Below are 23,542 nucleotides of genomic sequence, written 5' to 3' on the forward strand. Positions count from 1 at the left end.
CGCTGCGCGGCCCCGTCAATGCCCCGTTGCAAAAAACCATTTCTCCCGCGCAAACCTCCCAGCCCTGATCCCTTCTTGTACACTCCTCGCACTAGCCCCAACCTGCACAAATTTTGGTGAAAGCATGATCGAGGTAACCGAGGTTTCCATTGCCGAGCTGCGCGACGCACTCGAAACGGGCCGCACGACGGCAGTCGAGCTGGTCAAGGCCTACCTGGCGCGCATCGACGCCTACGATGGCGCCGACACCGCCACTGCGTTGAACGCCGTGGTCGTACGCAACCCTGAAGCGCTCAAGGAAGCCGAGGCCTCCGACGCCCGCCGCGCCAAGGGCCAGGCCCTGAGCCCGCTGGACGGCATTCCCTACACCGCCAAGGACAGCTACCTGGTCAAAGGCCTGACTGCCGCCTCCGGCAGCCCGGCGTTCAAGGACCTGGTCGCCCAGCGCGACGCCTTCACCATCGAGCGCCTGCGCGCCGCCGGTGCCGTGTGCCTGGGCAAGACCAACATGCCGCCGATGGCCAATGGCGGCATGCAGCGTGGCGTCTACGGCCGCGCCGAAAGCCCGTACAACGCCAAGTACCTGACCGCACCGTTCGCCTCCGGCTCGTCGAACGGCGCCGGTACCGCCACCGCTGCCAGCTTCAGCGCCTTCGGCCTGGCCGAGGAAACCTGGTCGAGTGGCCGCGGCCCGGCCTCGAACAACGGCCTGTGCGCCTACACCCCCTCGCGCGGCGTGATCTCGGTACGTGGCAACTGGCCGCTGACCCCGACCATGGACGTGGTGGTGCCGTACGCCCGGACCATGACCGACCTGCTGGAAATCCTCGACGTCGTGGTTGCCGACGATGCCGACAAGCGCGGCGACCTGTGGCGCCTGCAGCCGTGGGTAGCGATCCCGGCCGCCTCCTCCGTGCGCCCGGCGTCCTACCTTGACCTGGCCGTCGACGCCAGCTCGCTCAAGGGCAAGCGTTTTGGCGTACCGCGCATGTACATCAATGCCGACGCCGAAGCCGGCACCTCCGAGAAGCCAGGCATCGGCGGCCCGACCGGCCAGCGCATCAATACCCGCGACAGCGTCATCGAACTGTGGAAGCAGGCGCGCAAGGCCCTGGAAGCGGCCGGCGCCGAGGTGCTGGAAGTGGACTTCCCGCTGGTATCCAACTGCGAGGGCGACCGCCCGGGCGCGCCGACCGTCTACAACCGTGGCATCGTCAGCAAGGAATTCCTGCATGACGAACTATGGGAACTGTCGGGCTGGGCCTTCGATGATTTCCTGCGCGCCAACGATGACCCCAAGCTCAATCGCCTGGCCGATGTCGACGGCCCGCAGATCTTCCCGCACGACCCGGGCACCCTGCCCAACCGTGAGGACGACCTGGCCGCCGGCATGGACGAATACGTCAACATGGCCAAGCGCGGCCTGAAGACCTGGGACCAGATCGAGACCCTGCCCGACGGCCTGCGCGGGCTGGAAAAGACCCGCAAGATGGACCTCGAAGACTGGATGGACGCGCAGGGCCTGGACGCCGTGCTGTTCCCGACCGTGGCCGATGTGGGCCCGGCCGATGCCGACGTCAACCCGGCCTCGGCCGACATCGCCTGGAGCAACGGCATCTGGGTAGCCAACGGCAACCTGGCCATCCGTCACCTGGGCGTGCCGACCGTGACCGTGCCGATGGGCGTGATGGCCGATATCGGCATGCCGGTGGGGCTGACCTTTGCCGGCAAGGCTTATAGCGACAATGCGCTGCTGAGCTTTGCTGCGGCCTTCGAGGCGACCGGCTCGCGCCGGATGATCCCGCCGCGTACGCCAGCCCTGGGTTAAGGCATACAGGGGCCGCTTTGCGGCCCATTCGCGGGCAAGCCCGCTCCCACAGGTACAACGCCGCATTCAAAGGCTGCGGTATACCTGTGGGAGCGGGCTTGCCCGCGAATGGACCTGGAGAAGCACATCGTAAAATTCAACCTAATGTGTAAAAATACACAATAAGTTGAATTTTTTGTGATCTTCCCATGTCCCCAGCCGAAGAACGCCAGCTCACCCTCACCGTCCTCAAGGCCGCCCTCCAGGCCCTGGGCAGCGTTGCCGCGCGCAACATGGAAATCCTCCTGCACGACCTCGACCACCCGGAACACTCCGTGGTGGCAATCGTCAACGGCCATCTCTCCGGCCGCGTGGTCGGCAGCCCGATCCTCGCCGCCCCGGAACAGGACCAGGGCTTCAAGGCCCTGATGCAGGCCAGCGCCGATCAGCAAGGCGCTGCCCCCGTGGTTCTGCCCGACTACCCCACCACCCTCAAGGGCCGCACCCTGCGCAGCGCCACGGCGATCTTCCGCGACAGCAGCGGCCACCCGTTCGCCAGCCTCTGCGTCAATACCGACGTCACCGGCCTCGACGCCGCCATGAGTTTCCTCCAGCAGTTGCAGCCACTCGGCGCATCCCCCGCCGAGGCCAGCGAGCCCGCCGACATGGCCATCCTGATGAGTGAGATCATCGAGGACTCGCTGCAGCGCACCGGCCACGGCCGAATGAACAAACAGGCCAAGGTCGAGGCCGTGCGCGTCATGCAGGAACGTGGCCTGTTCATCGTCAAGGGCGGGGTGGAGAAAGCGGCCGCGGCCCTGGGTGTGACCCGCTACACCGTTTACAACTACCTGGAACAACTGCGAGGAGCCAACCCATGACCCTGCACATCGAGACACCGTTGATCGAATCCCGCCCGCTGTCGCTGGTCGCTGGCCGCTCGGTCTGGCTCAAGCTCGACGCCCTGCAGCCCTGCGGCTCGTTCAAGCTGCGTGGTGTCGGCCATGCCTGCGAGGTGCACCACGCCCGTGGCGCGCGCCATTTCGTCTCCTCGTCGGGTGGCAATGCCGGGCTGGCCGTGGCCTATGCCGGGCGCAAGCTGGGGGTGCCGGTGACCGTGGTGGTGCCCGAGACCACCACCGAACGGGCCAAGGAGTTGCTGCGCCTGGAAGACGCCAAGGTGGTGGTGCATGGCAGCTCTTGGCAAGAAGCCAACGAGCTGGCATTGACCCTGATCGGCGAAGGCGATGCCTTCATCCACCCGTTCGACGACCCGCTGCTGTGGGCCGGGCATGCCAGCCTGGTCGACGAAGTGGCGGCAACCGGGTTCAAGCCGGATGTGGTGGTACTGTCGGTGGGCGGTGGCGGGCTGCTCAGTGGTGTGGTCGAAGGCCTGCAGCGCAACGGCTGGGGCGATGTGCCGGTGCTGGCGGTGGAAACCACCGGGGCCGCTTCGCTGCATGCGGCCATGCAGGCCGGGCACACGGTGGAACTGCCACGCATCGCCTCGGTGGCCAGCTCGCTGGGCGCCAAGCGCGTCGCCGAACAGGCACTGGCCTGCACCCGGCAGCATCCGGTGCACAGTCATCTGGTCAGTGACCGGGCGGCACTGGAGGCCTGCGAGCGGTTCCTGCTGGACCATCGAGTGCTGGTGGAGCCGGCGTGCGGCGCGGCGTTGGCGCTAGCTTATGATGCGGATGCCCTGGCCAGCTACCCGCACGTGCTGGTAGTGGTTTGTGGCGGGGCCACTGCTACGCTGGAGCAGATCCAGGCCTGGCTCAAGCAGGTCGATTGAAGCGCCCCGCGAAAGGGCCGGCACAGGAAAATGAACGTCGCTGTCATCAGGATGTTCATTTCCTCCTGTACTACTGAACCCGTCACTGCCGAAACAATTCACCTGCAACCACCGCCACGCAGACGAAATACACCATCCGCCCTTTCGATCTGCGGCAAGTGAAGGCACAATGCGGGTCTTTTTTTTGGCCGGCCTGGCCGGGGGCCTTTAAATGATCAAGACGCCGTACTACCTCATCGACAAAACCAAGCTGCTGAGCAACATGGAGAAGATCGCCTACGTGCGTGAAAACTCCGGTGCCAAGGCGCTGCTCGCCCTCAAGTGCTTCGCCACCTGGTCGGTATTCGACCTGATGCAGCAGTACATGGATGGCACTACCTCGTCCTCGCTGTTCGAGCTCAAGCTCGGCCGCCAGAAGTTCGCCGGCGAAACCCACGCCTACAGCGTGGCCTGGGCCGATGACGAGATCGAGGAAATGCTCGAGAACTGCGACAAGATCATCTTCAACTCGATCGGCCAGCTGCAGCGCTTCGCCGAACAGTCCGAAGGCAAGGTCCGCGGCCTGCGCGTCAACCCGCAGGTGAGCAGCTCCGACTACCTGCTGGCCGACCCGGCCCGCCCGTTCAGCCGCCTCGGCGAGTGGGACCCGGCAAAGATCGAACAGGTGATCGAACAGATCTCCGGCTTCATGTTCCACAACAACTGCGAGAACGGTGACTTCGGCCTGTTCGACAAGATGCTGTCGCACATCGAAGAGCGCTTCGGCCACCTGCTGCACAAGGTCGAGTGGGTCAGCCTCGGTGGCGGCATCCACTTCACCGGCGAAGGCTATGCGCTGGACGCCTTCTGCGCGCGCCTGAAAGCCTTCTCCGAGCAATACGGCGTACAGGTCTACCTGGAACCGGGCGAAGCCGCCATCACCAACAGCGCCTCGCTGGAAGTGACCGTGCTCGACACCCTGTACAACGGCAAACACCTGGCCGTGGTCGACAGCTCGATCGAAGCACACCTGCTCGACCTGCTGATCTACCGCCTCAACGCCAAGATGGCCCCCAACGACGGCGAGCACACCTACATGGTCTGCGGCAAGTCGTGCCTGGCCGGTGACATCTTCGGCGAGTACCAATTCGATCGTCCACTGGCCATTGGCGACCGCCTGTCGTTCATCGACACCGCCGGCTACACCATGGTCAAGAAAAACTGGTTCAACGGTCTGAAAATGCCATCGATCGTGGTCAAGCAGCTCGACGGCAGCGTCGAGGTGGTCCGCGATTTCGGCTTCGAAGACTACGTTTCCAGCCTGTCGTAAGACCGGCTTTCCAAGTAAGGAGCAAAAGGTAAATTGAAGAAGAACGTTCTTATCATTGGTGCAGGAGGTGTCGCCAAGGTGGTGGCCCACAAGTGCGCGCAGCATAACGACGAACTGGGTCGTATCGCTATCGCGTCACGGAACATCTCCAAATGCCAGGCCATCATCGACAGCGTCAAGGCCAAGGGTAGCCTCAAGGTACCCGCCGACATCCAGGCCTTCTCGCTCAACGCCCTCGATGTCGAGGCGACCAAGGCACTGATCCGCGAGACCGAATCGCAGATCGTGATCAACGTCGGTTCCGCCTTCCTCAACATGTCGGTGCTGCGTGCCTGCATCGATACCGGTGTCGCCTACCTGGACACCGCCATCCACGAAGAGCCGGGCAAGATCTGCGAGACCCCGCCGTGGTACGGCAACTACGAGTGGAAACACCTCGAAGAGTGCCAACAAAAGAACATTACCGCCATTCTCGGCGTCGGTTTCGACCCGGGTGTGGTGAACAGCTACGCAAAACTTGCGCAGCAGCAATACTTCGACAGCATTGATTCGATCGACATTCTCGACGTCAATGCCGGTTCGCACGGCAAGTACTTTGCCACCAACTTTGACCCGGAAATCAACTTCCGCGAGTTTACCGGGCAAGTGTGGAGCTGGCAGAACAGCCAGTGGACCAGCAACACCATGTTCGAAGTCAAGCGTACCGACGACCTGCCGGTGGTAGGTTCGCAGAACCTGTACCTGACCGGCCACGACGAAGTTCATTCGATCTCGAAGAACCTCAATGTGCCGAACGTGCGTTTCTGGATGAGCTTCGGCGAGCACTACATCAATGTGTTCACCGTACTGAAGAACCTCGGCCTGCTCTCCGAGCAACCGGTGAAGACGGCCGAAGGCCTGGAAGTGGTCCCGCTGAAAGTGGTCAAGGCCGTGCTGCCTGACCCGGCCTCGCTGGCCCCGGGCTACACCGGCAAGACCTGCATCGGTGACCTGGTCAAGGGCACCAAGAACGGCCAGCCGCGTGAAGTGTTCATCTACAACGTGGCCGACCACGAAGAGGCCTACGCCGAGACCGACAGCCAGGGCATCTCCTACACCGCCGGTGTACCGCCAGTGGCCGCGGCCCTGCTGGTCGCCCGTGGCGAGTGGGATGCCAAGCGCATGGTCAACGTCGAGGAGCTGCCAGCCGAGCCGTTCCTCAAGGCGCTGGACGTGATGGGCCTGCCGACCCGCGTGAAAGATGAAAATGGCGATCGTCCGTGGGACGCTGAAGCCTAAGCAGTAAACCAGAAGGGGCGCCAATCAGGCGCCCCTTCTGCTTTTGCAGGCCCGGCCTCTTCGCGGGCTCGCCCGCTCCCACCGGTACGGCACAGGCCTCGAATACTGTGCCGTACCTGTGGGAGCGGGCAAGCCCGCGAAGAGGCCGGCACAGGACTACATCTACTTCCTGGCCTCCAGGATCAAGTTGAACGGCGTTTGCGTCGCCCGCCTGAACCGTGTGAACCCCGCCTCCTCGAACACCGCCCGCAACCGCGCCTCGCCGGCCTGCGCCCCCAACCCCAACCCCACTTCCTGGGACAGCGAGTTGGGCGTGCAGATGAACGTCGACGCCGCATAGAACAACCGCCCGACCGGCGTCAGGTTGCCTTCCAGAGAATCCTCGGCATAAGGCTCCACCAGCATCACCGTGCCATCCGCCTTCAACGCCCGGTAGGCATGCTTCGCCGCGCCCACGGGGTCGCCCATGTCATGCAGGCAATCAAAGAAGCACACCAGGTCGTGGTCATGCCCCGGGTAGTCCTTGGCCGATGCCTGCTGGAAGCTCACACGCTGTGCCAGCCCGGCCTCGCGCGCACGCTCGCTGGCCGTGGCAATGGAGGGGGCGTGATAGTCGTAGCCTGTGAAGGTAGAAGCCGGAAACGCCTGGGCCAGGACCAGGGTCGAAGCACCATGGCCACAACCGACATCCGCCACCTTGGCTCCGGCCTGCAGCTTGGCCACCACGCCTTCAAGCGCCGGCAGCCAGTCCGCCACTAAAAAGGTGCGATAACCGGGCCTGAAGAAGCGTTCGGTGCCACTGAACATGCACGGGTGGTGATCGCCCCAGGCCAGCCCGCCGTCGCCGCGCATGGCCGCCACCAGCTTGTCCTTGTCATGGAACAGTGCGGCGATGACCGCCGCGCCGCCAGCCATGTAGGCCGGCGAGTCTTCCAGGGCCAGGGCCATGGCCTGCTCTTCGGGCAGCACGAACATGCCCTTGTCATGCACCATGTAGCCGGAGGCCGCCTGGGCGTTGAGCCATTCGCGCACCAGCCGTGGGTGGCAGCCGGTCTTTGCCGCCAGTGCCTCAGGACTGGTCGGCTGGCTGTCGGCCATGGCCCGGTACAGCCCGAGTTCATCGCCGAGGATCACATTGGCCAGGGTCGCCGCAGCGCCCATGTCACCAACCAGCTTGCCCATGAATTCGTGAAGCCTTGCCTCGTCCATGACCTGCCCTCCTCTGCAAGAAGGCCACCGTCGACGATCAAGTCCGGTTCGAGGGGAGCGGTGGTCAGTGGGATGAATGGATGTATATCCGTTATGAGTTTAGCCCCTCGGAACCCCCATCACTCAAGGCAACTTACCGGCCTCCACTGTCATACAACTGACATCTCTTAGTGCAACTTGTCCTAAGAAACCCCTGCCATATGCTGGCACTTCGCAAGTAGCTGTCTATGCTCAGGCCTTGTGCCGACCCTTTTCGGGGTTTCGCACACGTCATTCTTGTTCGGTTGTAAACCCTCTCAACTTCCGGGCCTGCGCCAGGCGCTCTTTTGTGCGCCAAGAAGTTGAGTTTGCCTTTCATTTGCAAAGCAAACATGTGCATGAGCAAGAAGCCTTCCGATCCGGGCTCAAGTAACAAAATTTAAACAAAAATGTGACATTTTTTTTCAGCTTTTTCGCCAAGGATCTCTGCGGCCAAATGCCAGACACCTGCGCCAGCAGGGGGTACTGCCCGTACAGGTTCACACCATGGAGCTTTGAATGAAGGTTACGGTTTTCGGTACCGGCTATGTCGGCCTTACCCAGGCGGTATGCCTGGCCCAGGTGGGGCACTCGGTGCTATGCATGGATATCAACGCCGAGCGGGTGGCGGCGCTCAGCGAGGGGCATTGCCCGATCTTCGAGCCCGGCCTTGCGCCCCTGCTGGAGAAAAACCTGGCCTGCGGCCGCCTGCGTTTCACCACCAGCGCCGCTGAAGCCGCGCAGTACGCCAGGTTGCATTTCATCGCCGTCGGCACCCCGCCCCAGGCCGATGGCAGCGCCGACATGCGCTATGTGTTCAGCGTGATCGACAGCATCCTCGAACATGCCGACGGCCCCAAGGTCATCGTCAACAAGTCCACCTCGCCGGTGGGCACGGTAGACCGCATCAAGGCGCGAATCAGCCAAGCGGTGACCGACGCTGATCACTACCAGGTGATCAGCAACCCCGAATTCCTCAAGGAAGGCTCGGCAGTGGAAGACTGCATGCGCCCGGACCGCATCATCATCGGCGGCGCCGCACCGGCCGAGGTCGAGCTGCTGCGCGAGCTGTACCAGCCATTCAGCCGCAATCACGAAAAAGTCATGGTCATGGACGCGCGCAGCGCCGAGCTGACCAAGTACGCCGCCAACTGCATGCTGGCGACCAAGATTTCCTTCATCAATGAAATGGCCAACCTGGCCGAGCACCTGGGTGCCGACATCGAAATGGTTCGCCGCGGTATCGGCTCGGACCCGCGCATCGGCTACGACTTCATCTACCCCGGCTGCGGCTTCGGCGGCTCGTGCTTCCCCAAGGACTTGCAGGCGCTGCGCAGGACGGCCGAGGCCGAAGGCCTCGACCCGCTGCTGCTGGGCGCGGTGGAAGCAGTCAACCAGCGGCAGAAGAGCCGGCTGTTCAGCAAGATCCAGCGCCACTACCCCGGCGGCCTGCACGGCAAGGTCTTCGCCGTGTGGGGGCTGTCGTTCAAAGCCAACACCGATGACATCCGCGAAGCCTCCAGCCTGGTGTTGCTCGAAGCACTGTGGGCCGCCGGCGCCAGCGTCCAGGCCCACGACCCGCAAGCCATGCAGGAGATCCAGCGGCACTACGGCACTCGCCCCGACCTGAAACTGGTGCCGTGCAAGGACGATGCGCTGGAAGGTGCCGATGCCCTGGTGATCGTCACCGAGTGGCAGGACTACCGCGTGCTGAACCTGGACAAGGTCCCGCAGCAACTGGCTGACCGCGTGGTGTTCGACGGCCGCAACCTGTTCGAACCCGAGCACATGGCCGCCGCCGGCCTCACGTATTACGGCATTGGCCGTGGCCAGGTGAAACAACCATGACCGTACTGATCACCGGCGCGGCCGGATTCATCGGTTTCCACCTGGCCCGCCGCCTGTGCGAAGCGGGCATCGAAGTGGTGGGCATCGACAACCTCAACGCCTACTACAGCGTCGAGCTCAAACTGGCGCGCCTGCAACAGTTGCTCGCCTACCCCAATTTCCGCTTCCAGACGGTCGACATCGCCAACGCCGCCGACATGCAGCAACTGTTCGCCGGGCAGCCGTTCAGCGAAGTGATCCACCTGGCGGCGCAGGCCGGTGTGCGCTACTCGCTGGACAACCCGGCGGTCTATGGGCAGTCCAACCTGACCGGTTTTCTCAACCTACTCGAAGCCTGCCGCCAACACCCTCCGCGTCACCTGATCTACGCCTCCAGCAGTTCGGTGTACGGCGCCAACACCAAGCAGCCGTTCAGCATCGATGACCCGGTCGAGCAGCCGATTTCGCTGTATGCCGCGAGCAAACGCGCCAACGAACTGATGGCGCACAGCTATGCGCACCTGTACCAGCTGCCAATCACCGGCCTGCGCTTCTTCACCGTCTATGGCCCGTGGGGCCGCCCCGACATGGCGCTGTTCAAGTTCACCCGGGCGATGCTCGAAGGCCAGCCAATCGAGATCTACAACCACGGCCAGATGGCGCGCGACTTCACCTACATCGACGACATCGTCGAAAGCATCCTGCGCCTGCGCCAGAAGCCGCCACGGCCTGAAGCCGGGCAACCGCCCTGCCAGCTGTTCAACATCGGTCGCGGCCAGCCGGTGCGCCTGCTGGAGTTCGTCGACTGCCTGGAAAACGCGCTGGGCATCAAGGCCCGGCGCGAGTACCTGCCCTTGCAGGCGGGTGACGTGCTTGAAACCTGGGCGGATGTGGACTCACTGACACGCTGGATCGATTTTTCGCCGAGTACTCCGCTGGAGCACGGCGTCGCCGCTTTCGTTGGCTGGTACCGGGACTTCTACCGGGTTTGACCACGCAATCATTACAAGAACACAGGTAGCCTCAATGACTGATCCACTTGACCTCTCGGTACTGATCCCCGCCAAGAATGAGGTCGACAACCTGCCGGCATTGCTGGCGGAAATTCGCGCGGCACTGGCCGCTGAAAACTATGAAGTGCTGGTGGTCGACGACGGCAGCACTGACCAGACGCTCAACATGCTGCACCAGCTCAAACAGCAGGGCTTCACCCAGTTGCGCATCCTGCGCCACGACCGCTCGCTGGGCCAGAGCACCTCGATCTGGCATGCCGCCCAGGCTGCCCGTGGCCGCTGGCTGGCCACCCTCGACGGCGACGGGCAGAACGACCCGGCCGACATCCCCGGCATGCTCGCCCTGGTACGCGGCAACGAAGACTTCGCCGGCGGCATCAAGCTGGTCGCCGGCCACCGCGTCAACCGCCGCGATACCGCCAGCAAGCGCTGGGCCTCGCGCTTTGCCAACGGCCTGCGCAGCCGCCTGCTCAAGGACGCCACGCCAGACACCGGCTGCGGCCTGAAACTGATCGACCGCGACGCCTTCCTGCGCCTGCCCTATTTCGACCACATGCACCGCTACATCCCGGCGCTGATCCTGCGCCACAAGGGCCGCATGCTGGTGCACCCGGTGAACCACCGCCCGCGCCATGCCGGGGTCTCCAAGTACGGCAACCTGGACCGCGCCCTGGTCGGCATTCTCGACCTGGTCGGGGTCTGGTGGCTGATCCGCCGCACGCGCCTCGACACCCAACCCCAGGAGCTCGAAGGATGACCCGCGAAACCCTCTGGCTGATCGTCGGCTTCGCCGGCCAGGTCGTGTTCACCGGCCGCTTCGTCCTGCAGTGGCTGTACAGCGAATTCAAGAAACGCAGCGTGATCCCGGTGGGCTTCTGGTACCTGAGCATGCTCGGCAGCGCCCTGCTGCTGATCTACGCCATCTACCGCGAAGACCCGGTGTTCATCATCGGCCAGTCGTTCGGCCTGGTGGTCTACCTGCGCAACCTGCAATTGATTGCCCGACACAAAGAGCAGAAGGAATAGCCCTTGCCAAGGTTCAAGACGCTCGGGGCCGAACGCCTGGCCCTGGTTGTACTCGCTGTGCTGCTGGTCGGTGCCGGTATCGGCTGGCGCCAGCCAATGAACGTCGATGAGGAACGCTTCCTCGGCGTTGCCCTGGAAATGCTCCAGAGCGGCAACTGGTTCATCCCCCACCGCGCGGCGGAAATCTACGGCGACAAACCACCGTTGTTCATGTGGACCGTGGCCCTGTTCAGCTACCTGACCGGCTCGCCCAAGGTCGCCCTGTACCTGCCGGGGCTGATGTCCGCGGCGACCATCACCCTGGTGCTGCATGACCTGGGGCGTCGTTTGTGGACCCGGCGCATCGGCGTGATTGCCGCGCTGTTGTTCCTGGCGACCTACCAGAGCTACAGCATCCTGCGTACCGGGCAGATCGACAGCTACCTGTGCCTGTGGGTGGCGCTGGGCCTTTACGGCATGGTCCGCCACCTGTTGCTCGGGCCTGCCTGGGGCTGGTTCTACCTGGCCTGCGCGGCCATGGGCCTGGGCATCATCAGCAAGGGCGTGGGGTTTGTCCCGGCGCTGATGCTGCTGCCCTATGCCTGGGCCGTGCGCAAAGGCTGGCGCGGCGTGGTGGCGTATCCCGGCCAGGGTGGGCGCTGGAGCCTGGGCTTCGTCTGGCTGCTGGCAGGCTGCGCGGTGTGGCTGCTGCCGCTGCTGATCTCGATCACCCACGGCGGCGGTGCGGCGGAACTGGCCTACCTGAAGGAAATTCTCCTGCGCCAGACCGCCAACCGCTATGCCAATGCCTGGGACCATCGCGAGCCCTTCTGGTACTTCTTCGTCAAGGTCATCCCGCAGTACTGGCTGCCACTGATCCTGGCCCTGCCGTGGCTGGTCCCGGCCTGGCGCCGGCAGTTGCAGAAACGCGATGGGCGCTTCCTGCTGCTGCTCGGCTGGGTGGCCCTGGTGCTGCTGTTCTTCAGCCTCAGCAGTGGCAAGCGCAAGCTCTACATCTTCCCGGCCCTGCCCGGCCTGGTACTGGCCATCGCCCCGCTGGTGCCGTGGATGCTCAAGCGCTGGCTGCAGCGCCGCCCCGGCTGGCGCAAGGCGTTCACCGCCATTGCCGTGGCCTGGTTCTGCCTGTGGTTCGCCCGCGGCTTCGTCGAGCCGCTCAAGGAGGGCCAAAACCCCCACGAAACCTTGATGGCCGACGCCGCACGCGCCACCGGTGGCGCCGAGCTGGTGCTGGTCAACTGGCGTGAAGGGCACTGGCTGTTCGCCCGTCAACCCATCGTCCATTTCGGTTTCGCCAACCAGTCCAAGCCCGAAACAGCCGTGTACTGGCTGCGCCACTACCCCTCGGCCTTCGCCCTGATTCCGGAGACCGAACTGGGCCGCTGCTTCAACATCGACAAAGCTCACCGCCTGGGCGATACCTCGCGCGCCGAGTGGTACGTGGTCGGTGCCGATGCCGACAACGGCCAATGCCAGCCAGCCGTACCTGAACAGGTCTACCACTTTGCCTGGGCCAACACGCCCGCCAATCTGCAAACCGCAGCACAAGGACGCGCACAATGACTACCCAGACCCTGCCAGCACCACGCCGGCATCTGTGGCGACGTTTGAACCGCTGGGGCCAGGTCGGCGCAGTCAGCGTACTGGTGGCCATGGCCCTGGTGGGCATCGAAGCCGCCCGCTCGTTCTGGCCGCAGCAGCTCTACGCACACCTGAGCAACCGCTGGACCGGCGACACTGCGCCCGGCAAGAACGTCTGGCTGCCGGACTTCAAGGTCAAGATCGACGCCAAGGTGGTGGACCCAGGCCTGGACAACCTCTCCGGCATCACCTACGACTACGACCGTGACCGGCTGCTGGCGATCACCAATGGTGTGCCTATGGAGCTGCTGGAATTGAGCAAGACGGGCGACATCGTGGCCCGCTACCCGCTGGTGGACTTCGAGGACACCGAGGGCCTGGCGTACCTGGGCAATGGCCGCCTGGCCATCAGCGACGAGCAGAAGCAACGGCTGGACGTGATCACCCTGCCCGACCACCCGCAGCCGATCCACGCCAGCGAGGCCCAGTGGATCACCCTCGACATCAACCCGACCTTCCGCAACAAGGGCTTCGAGGGGGTGACCTACGACCGCCAGCACGACCGCCTGTTCGCCATCAAGGAACGCGACCCACGACAGCTGTTCACCGTGACCGGCATGCTCACGGCGCTCAGCGGTGGCCCCCTGCAAATTACCGTCAGCGACCGCCGCGACTGGGTCAAGCGCAGCGTGTACGCCACCGACCTGTCCGACGGCTACTACGACCCGCGTACCGGCCACCTGCTGGTGCTCAGCGATCAGTCGAAGAACATCACCGAACTCGATGGTGATGGCCGCTTCGTCAGCATCCGTTCGCTGCGTTCCTGGCTTGGCGGGCTGCACCGTGATGCCCCGCAACCCGAAGGCATGACCATGGACAGCGCTGGCAACCTCTATGTCGTCAGCGAGCCCAACCTGTTCTACGTCTTCAGCAAGCCTTGAAGCCCAGCACCGTTGCGTTTCGGCGCAACGGTGCTTTCCCGCCCAGCTTTCGACGCTTGCAAATGCAGCGTTCGCTGACGCCTGATTGCGCATCGGCCAGGCCAGCCAGCGCGGCGGCAAGATCACCCGTCCTGGGTGATTTGTGAAAATTTTGTAATGGATCTGGTATACCACCTTCCCAAGGCGCGACACATCCTGACAAACTAACTGCCAATCATTCTCATAATTAGTTGCATTAGCAGAAGTCAGGAGCCTCCCCGTCATGCTGTCGCCCCTCGCGCACACGCGCCCCCTCCCCACCCGTAACCTGCTCGCCATGGCCGTATGCATGGCAATTGCCACACCCGCACTGGCTGAAGACGCCCCAACCATACTGGAACTGGGCGCCACCGAAATCAGCTCGGACACGCTGGGCAGCACCACCGAGGGCTCGGGTTCCTACACCACCGGCTCCATGTCCACCGCTACCAAACTGCCGCTGAGCATGCGCGAAACGCCCCAGGCGGTGACCGTGATCACCCGCCAGCGCATGGACGACCAGGCCATGACCAGCATCAATGACGTGGTCAAGGCCACACCAGGCCTGTTCCTCGACTACTCCAACGGCCCGGGCCGGCAAAGCTACTCGGCACGCGGTTTCGACATCGACAACCTGATGTACGACGGCATCCCCAGCGGCTACACCGGCTGGGTGGTCGGCGCCCAGCCGAACCTGGCGATGTTCGATCGGGTCGAGGTGGTGCGCGGCGCCACCGGCCTGGTCACCGGTGCCGGCAACCCGTCGGCGGCGATCAACCTGGTGCGCAAGCGCCCGCTGGCCGAGCAGAAGGTCACCCTGACCGGTGCTGCCGGCAGCTGGGACGACTACCGCGGCGAGGTGGATGCCTCCAGCCCGCTCAACGACAGCGGCACCCTGCGCGGGCGTGTGGTGGCGTCCTATCGCGACGCCAACAGCTACATCGATGACGTCGAGGAAGACCACGGCCTGTTCTATGCGGTGACCGAGGCGGACCTGTCCGATGACACCAGCCTGATGCTTGGTTTCTCGCACCAGAAGGACAAGACCAACTACTTCTGGGGCGCCATGCCTACCGCCCTCGACGGCCATCACATGGGCTTCTCGCGCTCCTACAACCCCGGCAGCGACTGGGAAAACAAAGATCAGGAAATCGATACCGTATTCGCCGAGTTGCGCCAGCGCCTGGCCAACGACTGGAAGCTGCAGGTCAATGCCAACTATGCGCAGCAGCAGGCCACCTTCACCGGTTCCTACCAGTCGCGCTGGGCCGGGCTGCAGGCGCCGATTGCGCGCACGGTCTACCAGTCCAGGCACCAGGAAAACCAGGCCGGCCTGGATGCCTTTGTCAGCGGGCCGTTCGACCTGCTTGGCCGCAGCCATGAGCTGGTGGTCGGCGCCAGCAAGCGCATCTACGACATGGACACCCGCAACTACAGCCCGTACGACATGTTCTGGCCGCTCAACGGCAGTAAACCGGATTTTGTGCACACCGGTAACCAGCGGGAAGTCACCACCCAGGAAGGCGTGTACATCACCACCCGCCTGAACCTGGCCGACCCGCTCAAGCTGATCCTCGGCGGGCGCCTGGACTGGTACGACTACGACAACCGCGATGGCGACGGCGACTACAAAGTCACCCGCAACGTCACCAAGTATGCAGGCCTGATCTACGACCTCGACGACCATCACTCGGTGTATGTCAGCTACAGCGACATCTTCACCCCGCAAAGCTCCAAGGATGTTTCCGGCACACCGGTAAAACCGATCGTGGGCAAGAACTACGAGGTCGGCATCAAGGGCGAATACTTCGACGGCGCACTCAATGCCAGCATCGCGCTGTTCCGCATCGACCAGGAAAACCGTGCCACCCAGGTATACCTCGCGAACTGTCCGCAAACGTCCTGCTACGAGGCCTCGGGCGAAGTGCGCAGCCAGGGTATCGACATGGAGCTGCAAGGCGCGCTGACGTCTAACTGGCAGATCGGCGGCGGCTATACCTATGCGCGTGCGCACACCATCAAGGACGCGGCCAACCCTGCCAACGTGAACCAGCGTTTCGACACCGACACCCCGGAGCACATGTTCAAGCTGAACACGGTCTACCACTTCCAGGGTCCGCTGGAAAAGCTGCGTGTCGGTGGCAACATCTCGTGGCAGAGCCGTATCTACAACGACTTCACCGTGGCCGATGGCAGCGAGTACCGGCTGATTCAAGGGGCCTACGCGGTCACCGACCTGATGGCTGGCTACCGGGTCAACCAGCACCTCGACCTGCAGCTCAATGCCAACAATGTGTTCGACCGCAAGTACTACTCGGCCATTGCCAGTTCGGTGGATTACGCCGGCGATACCTGGGGGGCGCCGCGTAACCTGATGCTGACGGCCAAGTACAGCTTCTGAGGCTGCGGTAGCCTGTACCGGCCTCTTCGCGGGCAAGCCCGCTCCCACAGGATTTCCACTCACTTGAAAAGGGTGGTGAACCTGTGGGAGCGGGTTTACCCGCGAAAGGGCCGGTACAGGCTATTGCTTCAGTCAGCCAAACAGCCTGGCCAGGCAGCCGAGCTTCTTCTTGTACGAACGCCGGGCCGCCAGTGCATCCTCCAGGCTCACCGCCAAGAACCGCGCCTGCTGGTTCGGCTGCATCTGCCCGATCAGGTCCAGGTCGGCACTGATCACCGTGCCGATCATCGCGTAGCCACCGCCCGACACCGCATCCCGGTGCAGGATGATCGGCTCCAGCCCCGCCGGCACCTGGATCGAACCGATCGGGTAGCAGCTGTCGACGATATTCGAGGGGTCCGAACCTGCGCCAAACGGCTGCTCACGCGGCTGGAAGCTCAGCGCACCGCCGCCCTTGTAGCGATAGCCGATGCGGTCGGCCTCTGAACCGACAGTCCAGGCATCGGTAAAGAAGCTTTTCGCCGCCGCCTCGGTCAGGCGGTGGAAATACAGCCCCGGCACCACCCGCAACACCACTTCGCCACCCAACGATTGGCGCAAGGCCATGGGCAGGCTGGCCCCGGCCCGGCTCTTGCCACTCGGCACGCCGACCGGCAGCAGGTCACCGGCTACCAGCTTGCGCCCCTGCAAGCCACCGAGCGCGCCCAACGCGTAAGTCGAACGGCTGCCAAGTACCTCGGGGACATCGATGCCGCCCGCCACGGCCAGGTACGCCCGCGCGCCCGCCGTAGGGAAGCCGAAGCGCAACACCTGCCCGGCACGCACCGCGAAAGCGGTGTCCGGGCGCTGTTCGCGACCATCGAGCAGTACCGGCATCTGCGCACCGCACACCGCCACCAGCGCGTCATGCTGGAACGCCAGTTCCGGCCCCACCAACGTGCATTCCAGGCCCGCCGCACCTGCGGGGTTGCCGACCAGGTGGTTGGCGGCCTGCATGGCATACTGATCCAGCGCACCGGAAGGCGGGATGCCCAGGTGGTAATAGCCTTCGCGGCCCATATCCTGCACCGAGGTAGCCAATCCGGGTTTGATGACCTTGATCATGCCAGCACCTCCTGCAGCGATTTGGGGTAGCCGACCGGGTCGGCGAGGAATGCATCCAGGGAAAACTCCACCGGGCGGATACGCAGGTCGAAGCACCCCTCCTCGACATCCGCCACGGCCTGGTCATAGGCCTGGCGGTCGATGGGCTTGAACTGCACGATATCGCCGGGGCGGAAGAACACCATGTGGTCCTTCAGGTAGGCCAGCGACTGCTGCGGGTCATAGATCGGTGCCGGGGTCACACCGAACATCTGGTAGCCCCCTGCCCCGCGCACCGAATAGATGCAGCCGAAGCAGCCACCATGGCCGAGGGTCAGCTTGGGCGTGTCGGTGCGTGGGCGCAGGTACTTGGGTACCTGCAACTGCCGCTCGCGCTCGACCATCTGAAACATGAACGGCAAACCGGCGACGAAGCCGACCATCGACACGAACCACGGCGCGCCACTGTGCGCGGCAATGAACGCCTCGACGTCGGCCAAACCATTGATGCGGGCGGCGTATTCCAGGTCGGTGCTGTCGGGGTCCTGGTGGCGGTCACGAAAACGCATGAGGGTTTCGTGGGTCCAGGGGTCGTTGTACAGCACCGGGATCTCGATGATCCGCGTGCTCAACGAACGCTCGGCCACCGCCTCGGCCTCGGCGCCACGCACGGCTTCGAGCAGCGCCTCGGGGGCGATGCGGTCGGGGTCGAAGCGGATCTGGAACGAGGCGTTGGCCAGGCAGATGTCGAGCACGCCCTCCAGCGCCAGGCGCTCCACCGCACGGGTCACCGCCATGCCCTTGAAGAAGGCCTCCAGCGACATGCTGTCGCTGACTTCGGCGAACAGGTGCTCGTCGGCACCGAAGCTGTAGCGGATGGGGGTACTGGCCATGTCTGCTCCTTTTTTGGAATCTTTATCGAACGGCAGGCAAAACGGCAGGCCGTGGCGCCTTCGCGCCAGCAGCCCTCGAAACTCAACGCGGTGCACGCACCTCAATGCCGGCGGCGTCCAGTGCCGCACGGGTGGCCTCGACCAGGTCGAGCGCGCCCGGGGTGTCGCTGTGCAGGCAGATGGAATCGAACTCGATCGCCAGGTCCTGGCCTTCCACCGTGCGTACCACGCCTTCCTGGCAAGCCCGCAGCACCCGCTCGGCCACCCGCTGCGGCTCGTAACCACGCACATGGCGGGTGAACACGATGGAACCACTCAGATCGTACTCGCGGTCGGCGTAGAACTCGCGCACCACCGGCTGGCCGAGCTCCTGGGCTATGCGGCAGATCACCGAGCCGGGCATGCAATACAGCAACAGCTCCGGTTCGATCACCCGCAGGTTCTCCACCAGCAGGCGCGCGGCCTCCTCGTCTCGGGCCAGGTGCATGTACAGCGCACCGTGGGGCTTGATGTGCTGCAGCCGGACGCCCTGCGCCCGGGCAATCTCGCGCAGCGCGCCGAGCTGATAGAGGATGTCGTCGACCAGCTCCTGGGCCGGGGCATTGATGTGGCGGCGGCCGAAGCCGACCAGGTCGCGGAAACCGGGGTGAGCCCCCACGCCCACACCCAGCGCCTTGGCCCGCTCGACGGTGCGGCGCATGGTGCCGGGGTCGCCGGCATGGAAGCCAGTGGCGATGTTGGCCGAGCTGATGAAGGCCATCAGTTCGTGGTCGACGCCATCGCCGATGGTCCAGGGGCCGAAGCCTTCGCCCATGTCAGAGTTGAAATCCACTGCGCGCATCGCTGTTCTCCTGGCTTGTGACGGCATGCAAGCCACGTTAGATTCTCCCAATCCCCTTGGGAAGATCTATAAACAGATAGGGTGTCTTCTGAAAATCAGATACCCAGGAGCCCACCGTGTCACTGACCCTGCGCCAGGTTCGCTACTTTGTCGCCACCGCCGAGATCGGCCAGATTTCCCAGGCGGCGATCCACCTCAACATTTCCCAGTCGGCGGTGACCACTGCGATCAAGGAACTGGAGGCGATGCTGGGGGTGCAACTGTTCCAGCGCTCGGCCCAGGGCATGAGCCTGACCGAGGCCGGCCGGCACTTCCTCAACCGCGCCTATGTGATCCTGCGCAGCGTCGACGATGCCCTGAACAGCCCGCTGCCCGATGTGCGCGCCAGCGGCCTGCTGCGCCTGGCGGCGAGCTACACGGTGATCGGCTACTTCCTGCCGCACCACCTGCAGCGCCTGGAGCACTGGCACCCGGACGTGACCCTGGAGGTGCATGAACAGGAGCGCAGCGCCATCGAGCAAGGGCTGCTGGAAGGCCGCTTCGACATGGCAGTGGTACTGACCGCTAACCTCACCCACCCCGATATCGTCTCGGAAACCCTGTTCAACTCAGAGCGCCGGCTGTGGCTGCCCGGCCATCATCCCTTGTGCGAACGCTCGGCGGTGAGCCTGGCCGACGTGGCTCGGGAGCCGTACATCCTGCTTACCGTGGACGAGGCCGAACAGAGCGCCATGCGTTACTGGCAACAGGCCGGGCAACGGCCGAACGTGCGGGTACGCACCAGCTCGGTGGAGGCCGTACGCAGCATGGTCGCCAACGGCAGCGGCGTGGCGATCCTCTCCGACCTGGTGCACCGCCCCTGGTCGCTGGAGGGCAAGCGCATCGAAACGCTGACCATCACTGACCCGGTGACGCCAATGAGCGTCGGCCTGGCCTGGCACCGCGAGCGCGCCTTCAGCCCGGCGATGCAGGCACTGCGCACCTACTTCCATGATGCCTTCCTGGCACCGCAGCAACTCTCGGCCCGGCGCTAAGTCCGTGCGCAAATACCGCGGGTGCGGCCTTGTGTCGCCAGGAAGATAGGAGACTGCAGGCCTGACCTCTTCGCGGCTGAAGCCGCTCCCACAGGGTCATCACAATGCTCAAGTGCAGCGCTGTACCTGTGGGAGCGGCTTCAGCCGCGAAGAGGCCGGGCCTGGGATCAGTGCTTCAGGCAGGTATCGACATTCCAGCCATACAACCATTGCACCGCATCCTGGAACTGCGCCTGCGAACGCCCTTCCCACAGCTGATTGCGCACCAGCCGCTCGACGCCCTTGGCATGGTACAGCCGGCCCATCTCCCGCGCCGACCACAACACCCGCGCCGTGCGTGGAATTCGGATCGACTCGTACAGGCGGAACGCCGCCTGCAGGTCATGCTCGCAGGCCTTCACCGCCTGCCCCAGCACCACCGCATCCTCCAGCGCCATGCAGGCACCCTGGGCCAGGTACTGGGTCATCGGGTGGGCGGCGTCGCCCAACAAGGTCGCACGGCCTTCGCCCCACTGCTCCACCGGGTCGCGGTCGGCGGTGGCCCAGCGGCGCCACGAGGTCGGGCGGTCGAGCATCTGCCGTGGGCGCTCATGGATGCCTTCGAAGTACGACAGCACTTCTTCCTTGCTGCCATCGGTGACGCCCCACTGCTCCTCGTTGCGGCTGTGGAAAGTCACCACCAGGTTGTACTGCTGGCCGCCGCGCAACGGGTAATGCACCAGGTGGCAACGCGGTCCGGCCCACAGCATCGGGGCATTGACGCGCAGGTCCTCGGGCATGTTCTCGACGTCGACCACGGCGCGGTAGACCACGTGGCCGGTAACCCGCGCCGGGTCGCCGACCATGCGCTCGCGGATCACCGACTTGACGCCATCGCAGCCGATCACGGCATCAGCCTGGTAACGGTTGCCCTTGCTGTCGGTCAGGGTCACGCCGTGGTCGTCCATCTCCATGCCGGCAATGTGCGTGGAGGTCTGGAAGCGGATCAGCGGGTTCTCGCGCACCGCTTCGAGGATCGACAGGTGGATGTCGGCCCGGTGGATCACGCCATAGGGGTTGCCGAAGCGCTGGCGGAATCCCTCGCCCACTTCGATGCGCCCGACTTCGTGGGCATCGATGGCGTCCATCATGATCAGGTGGTCGGTGAACACCGATCGGCTGCGTGCGGCGTTGCCAACGCCCAGGGCATCCAGCGCCGCGTAGGCGTTGGGGCCGAGCTGGATGCCGGCACCGATCTCGCCGATGTGCTCGGCCTGTTCCAGCAGCAGCACCTGGATACCTTGCGCAGTCAGGGCCTGGGCAGCGGCGAGGCCGCCGATGCCACCACCGACGATGATGATTTTTTGTTGTCTGGCAGTCATGGTTCGGGTCTCCGTGCAGGTGCGGGGCCTGCGTTTCTTATTGAATGAAATCGGGTTGGCGGCCGGGGGCAGCACGCTGGAAGGCCGACTGGGCCTGGCAGTGCTCGTACACGGCCATGACCCGTGGGTAGGCCTGCAGGTCGCAGCCCATGCGCTCGGCATTGGCTACCTGCGGCACCAGGCAGCAGTCGGCCAGGGTCGCCTGCGCACCGAAGCAGTACGGGCCAAAACCGTAGCGTTGCAGCAAGGCTTCGAGCGCGGCCAGGCCTTCGGCGACCCAGTAGGCGTACCAGCTGTCCTTGGCCTCGGCGCTGACCTTGAGCTCACGTTGCAGGTAGCCGAGCACGCGCACGTTGTTCAGCGGGTGGATGTCGCAGGCGATCAGTTGCGCGACCTCCAGCACCCGCGCCCGCAGCAGCGGTTCGCTGGGCAGCAGCGGCGCTTGGGGGTAGAGCGCGTCGAGGTAGTCGATGATCGCCAGCGACTGGGTCAGGCTGACGCCATCGTCGCGCACCAGCACCGGCACGCCGCCGATCGGGCTGAGTTCACGGTGCTGTGCCTGGCGCTGTTCGCCAGCACGCAGGTTGACGCCGTGGTAGTCCACCTCCAGGCCCTTGAGCGCCAGGGCGATGCGCACCCGGTACGAGGTGGAGCTGTTGAAAAAGCTGTAAAGCTGCATGGCAGTGGTCCTGCTCGATCAGAGCGTGATGTGGGTATTGGCGGGCAGCGCGGCGGTCGGCCGCACGCCTTTGAAAAAAATCGCCGCCGCAGCCAGCACGGCCGGCAGCATCAGCACACCGAACAGCGCTTCGAAGGACAGCCCGGCATCCATCAGCCAGGCGCCGCCGAAGGTGCCGCACACCGAGCCGATGCGCCCTACCCCGTGCGCCCAGCTGACGCCGGTGGCGCGGCTGCTGGTGGGGTAGAAGGCGGCGGCCAGGGCGTTGGCACCAACTTGCGAGCCGCTGATGCAGAAGCCCATGCCGGCCACGCTCAGGCCCAACAGCAGGTAGTTGCCATGGCACTGGCCGATGGCGAACAGGCAGCCGGCGCCGCCGAGCAAGGCCAGCACCAGCACGTGGTGCGCATCGAAGCGGTCCATGGCCGTGCCCAGGCACAGCGCGCCGAGGGTGCCACCGATCTGGAACAGCGCACTGACCAGCGCCGCCTGGCTCAGGCTCAGGCCGGTGTCCCTGACCAGCAGCGGCAGCCAGTTGGTCATGCCGTAGATGATCAGCAGGCTCATGAAGAACGCCAGCCACAGCGCCAGGGTGCCGCGGCGCAGGGGGGCCGCAAGAATCTGCCGCACCGGCGAATGGCCCTCGGTCACCTCATCGCTGCGCAGGCCCTGGCAACCCACCGGCAGTGCACCGATACGCTGCAGGATGGCCATTGCGTCACCTGGCCTGCGGCGTGCGAGAAAACGCACCGATTCGGGCAACGCCACCATCAGTACCGGCAGCAGTGCCAGCGGCAGCACGCCGCCCAGGGCCAGCACGCTACGCCAGCCGAACAGCGGCAACAGCTGTGCAGCCACCACCCCGCCCAGGGCCGAGCCGAGGGTGAAACCGCAGAACATGCCGGTGACCATCAGCGAACGGCGACGATGTGGGCAGTATTCGGAGGTCAGGGTGATGGCGTTGGGCATCGCTCCGCCCAGGCCCAGGCCGGTGAGCAGGCGCAGCAGCGCCAGGCTGTGCAGGTCCTGGGCAAAGGCGGCGGCCAGGCTGAATACGCCGAAACAGGCCACCGACCACAGCAGCACGCGTTTGCGGCCGAAGCGGTCGGCCAGTGGCCCGGCCATGAACGCGCCCAGCATCAGGCCGATCAGCGCGGCACCGAGCACCGGGCCGAGCTCGGCGGCGCCGATCTGCCAGTGTTCGCGCAGGGCCGGAGCGATGAAACCGATGGCGGCCGTGTCCAGGCCATCAATGGCCGTGACCAGGAAGCACAGCAGCAGGATGCGCCACTGGACGCGGGCAACCGGCTGGCTGTCGATGAAGGCTTGTACATCCACGGTGTTGTTGTTGTCGGTGGAAGACATGAGCGAAACCTCCGGGCCGGCGCACAGGCGCGGGCCACGTGTAAAACCGGGAGGAAGGGCCGGCCA

Annotated in this window: 20 protein-coding genes; 13 read left to right on the forward strand and 7 right to left on the reverse strand. The window is 64.6% G+C overall.

Annotated elements, in window-relative coordinates:
• Positions 1-124: 124 nt before the first annotated feature.
• The 5 genes from J7573_RS00230 (at position 125) to J7573_RS00250 (ending at position 6,189) form a co-directional block, all read left to right on the forward strand.
• Entirely contained in the window at positions 125-1,828 is a 1,704-nt protein-coding gene (locus J7573_RS00230) for an amidase (RefSeq protein WP_294323461.1), read from the forward strand.
• Positions 1,829-2,016: 188 nt separating this feature from the next.
• On the forward strand, positions 2,017-2,688 hold the full coding sequence (locus J7573_RS00235) for a PAS domain-containing protein (protein ID WP_294323464.1): 672 nt from the start codon (positions 2,017-2,019) through the stop codon (positions 2,686-2,688).
• Complete coding sequence (locus tag J7573_RS00240) at positions 2,685-3,602, forward strand: pyridoxal-phosphate dependent enzyme (protein ID WP_294323467.1); 918 nt, start codon at positions 2,685-2,687, stop codon at positions 3,600-3,602. Before J7573_RS00235 ends, J7573_RS00240 begins: the two co-directional genes overlap by 4 nt.
• Positions 3,603-3,813: 211 nt before the next feature.
• Positions 3,814-4,911, forward strand: coding sequence for a carboxynorspermidine decarboxylase (locus tag J7573_RS00245; protein ID WP_294323470.1), 1,098 nt, complete (start codon positions 3,814-3,816; stop codon positions 4,909-4,911).
• Between the two features lie 33 nt (positions 4,912-4,944).
• Entirely contained in the window at positions 4,945-6,189 is a 1,245-nt protein-coding gene (locus tag J7573_RS00250) for a saccharopine dehydrogenase family protein (protein ID WP_085676984.1), read from the forward strand.
• Between the two features lie 162 nt (positions 6,190-6,351).
• Here the strand turns inward: J7573_RS00250 and J7573_RS00255 are convergent, their stop codons facing one another.
• On the reverse strand, positions 6,352-7,398 hold the full coding sequence (locus J7573_RS00255) for a class I SAM-dependent methyltransferase (RefSeq protein ID WP_294323476.1): 1,047 nt from the start codon (positions 7,396-7,398) through the stop codon (positions 6,352-6,354).
• 537 nt (positions 7,399-7,935) lie between these two features.
• Here J7573_RS00255 and J7573_RS00260 point away from each other — a divergent pair.
• The 7 genes from J7573_RS00260 (at position 7,936) to J7573_RS00290 (ending at position 16,220) form a co-directional block, all read left to right on the forward strand.
• On the forward strand, positions 7,936-9,264 hold the full coding sequence (locus tag J7573_RS00260) for a UDP-glucose/GDP-mannose dehydrogenase family protein (RefSeq protein WP_294323478.1): 1,329 nt from the start codon (positions 7,936-7,938) through the stop codon (positions 9,262-9,264).
• Positions 9,261-10,235, forward strand: a complete 975-nt coding sequence (locus tag J7573_RS00265; protein ID WP_294323481.1) for an NAD-dependent epimerase — start codon at positions 9,261-9,263, stop codon at positions 10,233-10,235. Before J7573_RS00260 ends, J7573_RS00265 begins: the two co-directional genes overlap by 4 nt.
• 34 nt (positions 10,236-10,269) lie before the next feature.
• Positions 10,270-11,013 carry a glycosyltransferase family 2 protein gene (locus J7573_RS00270; protein WP_294323482.1) on the forward strand — a complete coding sequence of 248 codons (744 nt, stop codon included), beginning with the start codon at positions 10,270-10,272 and terminating at the stop codon, positions 11,011-11,013.
• Positions 11,010-11,282 (forward strand): lipid-A-disaccharide synthase N-terminal domain-containing protein, encoded by a 273-nt coding sequence (locus J7573_RS00275; protein ID WP_079227811.1) that lies wholly within the window; start codon positions 11,010-11,012, stop codon positions 11,280-11,282. The genes J7573_RS00270 and J7573_RS00275 overlap by 4 nt, the downstream gene beginning before the upstream one ends.
• 3 nt (positions 11,283-11,285) lie before the next feature.
• Positions 11,286-12,842 (forward strand): glycosyltransferase family 39 protein, encoded by a 1,557-nt coding sequence (locus tag J7573_RS00280; protein WP_294323490.1) that lies wholly within the window; start codon positions 11,286-11,288, stop codon positions 12,840-12,842.
• A complete protein-coding gene (locus tag J7573_RS00285) occupies positions 12,839-13,801 on the forward strand; it encodes an SdiA-regulated domain-containing protein (RefSeq protein ID WP_294323492.1) in 963 nt (320 codons plus the stop codon). Before J7573_RS00280 ends, J7573_RS00285 begins: the two co-directional genes overlap by 4 nt.
• Before the next feature lie 262 nt (positions 13,802-14,063).
• A complete protein-coding gene (locus J7573_RS00290) occupies positions 14,064-16,220 on the forward strand; it encodes a TonB-dependent siderophore receptor (protein WP_294323496.1) in 2,157 nt (718 codons plus the stop codon).
• Between the two features lie 132 nt (positions 16,221-16,352).
• Here J7573_RS00290 and J7573_RS00295 read toward each other — a convergent pair whose 3' ends face one another.
• From J7573_RS00295 to J7573_RS00305, 3 genes are all read right to left on the reverse strand, one after another.
• Entirely contained in the window at positions 16,353-17,324 is a 972-nt protein-coding gene (locus J7573_RS00295; RefSeq protein ID WP_294323498.1) for a biotin-dependent carboxyltransferase family protein, read from the reverse strand.
• Complete coding sequence (locus J7573_RS00300; protein ID WP_294323500.1) at positions 17,321-18,196, reverse strand: allophanate hydrolase subunit 1; 876 nt, start codon at positions 18,194-18,196, stop codon at positions 17,321-17,323. Before J7573_RS00300 ends, J7573_RS00295 begins: the two co-directional genes overlap by 4 nt.
• Before the next feature lie 82 nt (positions 18,197-18,278).
• On the reverse strand, positions 18,279-19,037 hold the full coding sequence (locus tag J7573_RS00305; RefSeq protein WP_294323504.1) for a 5-oxoprolinase subunit PxpA: 759 nt from the start codon (positions 19,035-19,037) through the stop codon (positions 18,279-18,281).
• A gap of 116 nt (positions 19,038-19,153) precedes the next feature.
• Here J7573_RS00305 and J7573_RS00310 point away from each other — a divergent pair, with 116 nt between their 5' ends.
• Positions 19,154-20,071 carry a LysR family transcriptional regulator gene (locus J7573_RS00310; protein ID WP_294323506.1) on the forward strand — a complete coding sequence of 306 codons (918 nt, stop codon included), beginning with the start codon at positions 19,154-19,156 and terminating at the stop codon, positions 20,069-20,071.
• A gap of 167 nt (positions 20,072-20,238) precedes the next feature.
• Here the strand turns inward: J7573_RS00310 and J7573_RS00315 are convergent, their stop codons facing one another.
• Genes J7573_RS00315 through J7573_RS00325 form a run of 3 tightly spaced genes read right to left on the reverse strand, consistent with a single transcriptional unit; the run spans position 20,239 to position 23,476 of the window.
• Positions 20,239-21,432 carry a 3-hydroxybenzoate 6-monooxygenase gene (locus J7573_RS00315; RefSeq protein ID WP_294323508.1) on the reverse strand — a complete coding sequence of 398 codons (1,194 nt, stop codon included), beginning with the start codon at positions 21,430-21,432 and terminating at the stop codon, positions 20,239-20,241.
• 37 nt (positions 21,433-21,469) lie between these two features.
• Positions 21,470-22,111 (reverse strand): maleylacetoacetate isomerase, encoded by a 642-nt coding sequence (gene maiA, locus J7573_RS00320; RefSeq protein ID WP_294323511.1) that lies wholly within the window; start codon positions 22,109-22,111, stop codon positions 21,470-21,472.
• Positions 22,112-22,129: 18 nt separating this feature from the next.
• Complete coding sequence (locus J7573_RS00325; RefSeq protein WP_294323514.1) at positions 22,130-23,476, reverse strand: aromatic acid/H+ symport family MFS transporter; 1,347 nt, start codon at positions 23,474-23,476, stop codon at positions 22,130-22,132.
• Positions 23,477-23,542 lie beyond the last annotated feature (66 nt).

Origin of the sequence: Pseudomonas sp., from assembly GCF_017744435.1 — a bacterium.
GTDB lineage: Bacteria > Pseudomonadota > Gammaproteobacteria > Pseudomonadales > Pseudomonadaceae > Aquipseudomonas.

What these genes read in the sequence shown, in the direction of transcription:
- J7573_RS00230 (WP_294323461.1), top strand. Translation starts at nt 125, where the DNA reads ATGATCGAGGTAACCGAGGTTTCCATTGCCGAGCTGCGCGACGCACTC.
- J7573_RS00235 (WP_294323464.1), top strand. Translation starts at nt 2,017, where the DNA reads ATGTCCCCAGCCGAAGAACGCCAGCTCACCCTCACCGTCCTCAAGGCC.
- J7573_RS00240 (WP_294323467.1), top strand. Translation starts at nt 2,685, where the DNA reads ATGACCCTGCACATCGAGACACCGTTGATCGAATCCCGCCCGCTGTCG.
- J7573_RS00245 (WP_294323470.1), top strand. Translation starts at nt 3,814, where the DNA reads ATGATCAAGACGCCGTACTACCTCATCGACAAAACCAAGCTGCTGAGC.
- J7573_RS00255 (WP_294323476.1), bottom strand. Translation starts at nt 7,398, where the DNA reads ATGGACGAGGCAAGGCTTCACGAATTCATGGGCAAGCTGGTTGGTGAC.
- J7573_RS00260 (WP_294323478.1), top strand. Translation starts at nt 7,936, where the DNA reads ATGAAGGTTACGGTTTTCGGTACCGGCTATGTCGGCCTTACCCAGGCG.
- J7573_RS00265 (WP_294323481.1), top strand. Translation starts at nt 9,261, where the DNA reads ATGACCGTACTGATCACCGGCGCGGCCGGATTCATCGGTTTCCACCTG.
- J7573_RS00270 (WP_294323482.1), top strand. Translation starts at nt 10,270, where the DNA reads ATGACTGATCCACTTGACCTCTCGGTACTGATCCCCGCCAAGAATGAG.
- J7573_RS00275 (WP_079227811.1), top strand. Translation starts at nt 11,010, where the DNA reads ATGACCCGCGAAACCCTCTGGCTGATCGTCGGCTTCGCCGGCCAGGTC.
- J7573_RS00285 (WP_294323492.1), top strand. Translation starts at nt 12,839, where the DNA reads ATGACTACCCAGACCCTGCCAGCACCACGCCGGCATCTGTGGCGACGT.
- J7573_RS00290 (WP_294323496.1), top strand. Translation starts at nt 14,064, where the DNA reads ATGCTGTCGCCCCTCGCGCACACGCGCCCCCTCCCCACCCGTAACCTG.
- J7573_RS00295 (WP_294323498.1), bottom strand. Translation starts at nt 17,324, where the DNA reads ATGATCAAGGTCATCAAACCCGGATTGGCTACCTCGGTGCAGGATATG.
- J7573_RS00300 (WP_294323500.1), bottom strand. Translation starts at nt 18,196, where the DNA reads ATGGCCAGTACCCCCATCCGCTACAGCTTCGGTGCCGACGAGCACCTG.
- J7573_RS00305 (WP_294323504.1), bottom strand. Translation starts at nt 19,037, where the DNA reads ATGCGCGCAGTGGATTTCAACTCTGACATGGGCGAAGGCTTCGGCCCC.
- J7573_RS00315 (WP_294323508.1), bottom strand. Translation starts at nt 21,432, where the DNA reads ATGACTGCCAGACAACAAAAAATCATCATCGTCGGTGGTGGCATCGGC.
- maiA (WP_294323511.1), bottom strand. Translation starts at nt 22,111, where the DNA reads ATGCAGCTTTACAGCTTTTTCAACAGCTCCACCTCGTACCGGGTGCGC.
- J7573_RS00325 (WP_294323514.1), bottom strand. Translation starts at nt 23,476, where the DNA reads ATGTCTTCCACCGACAACAACAACACCGTGGATGTACAAGCCTTCATC.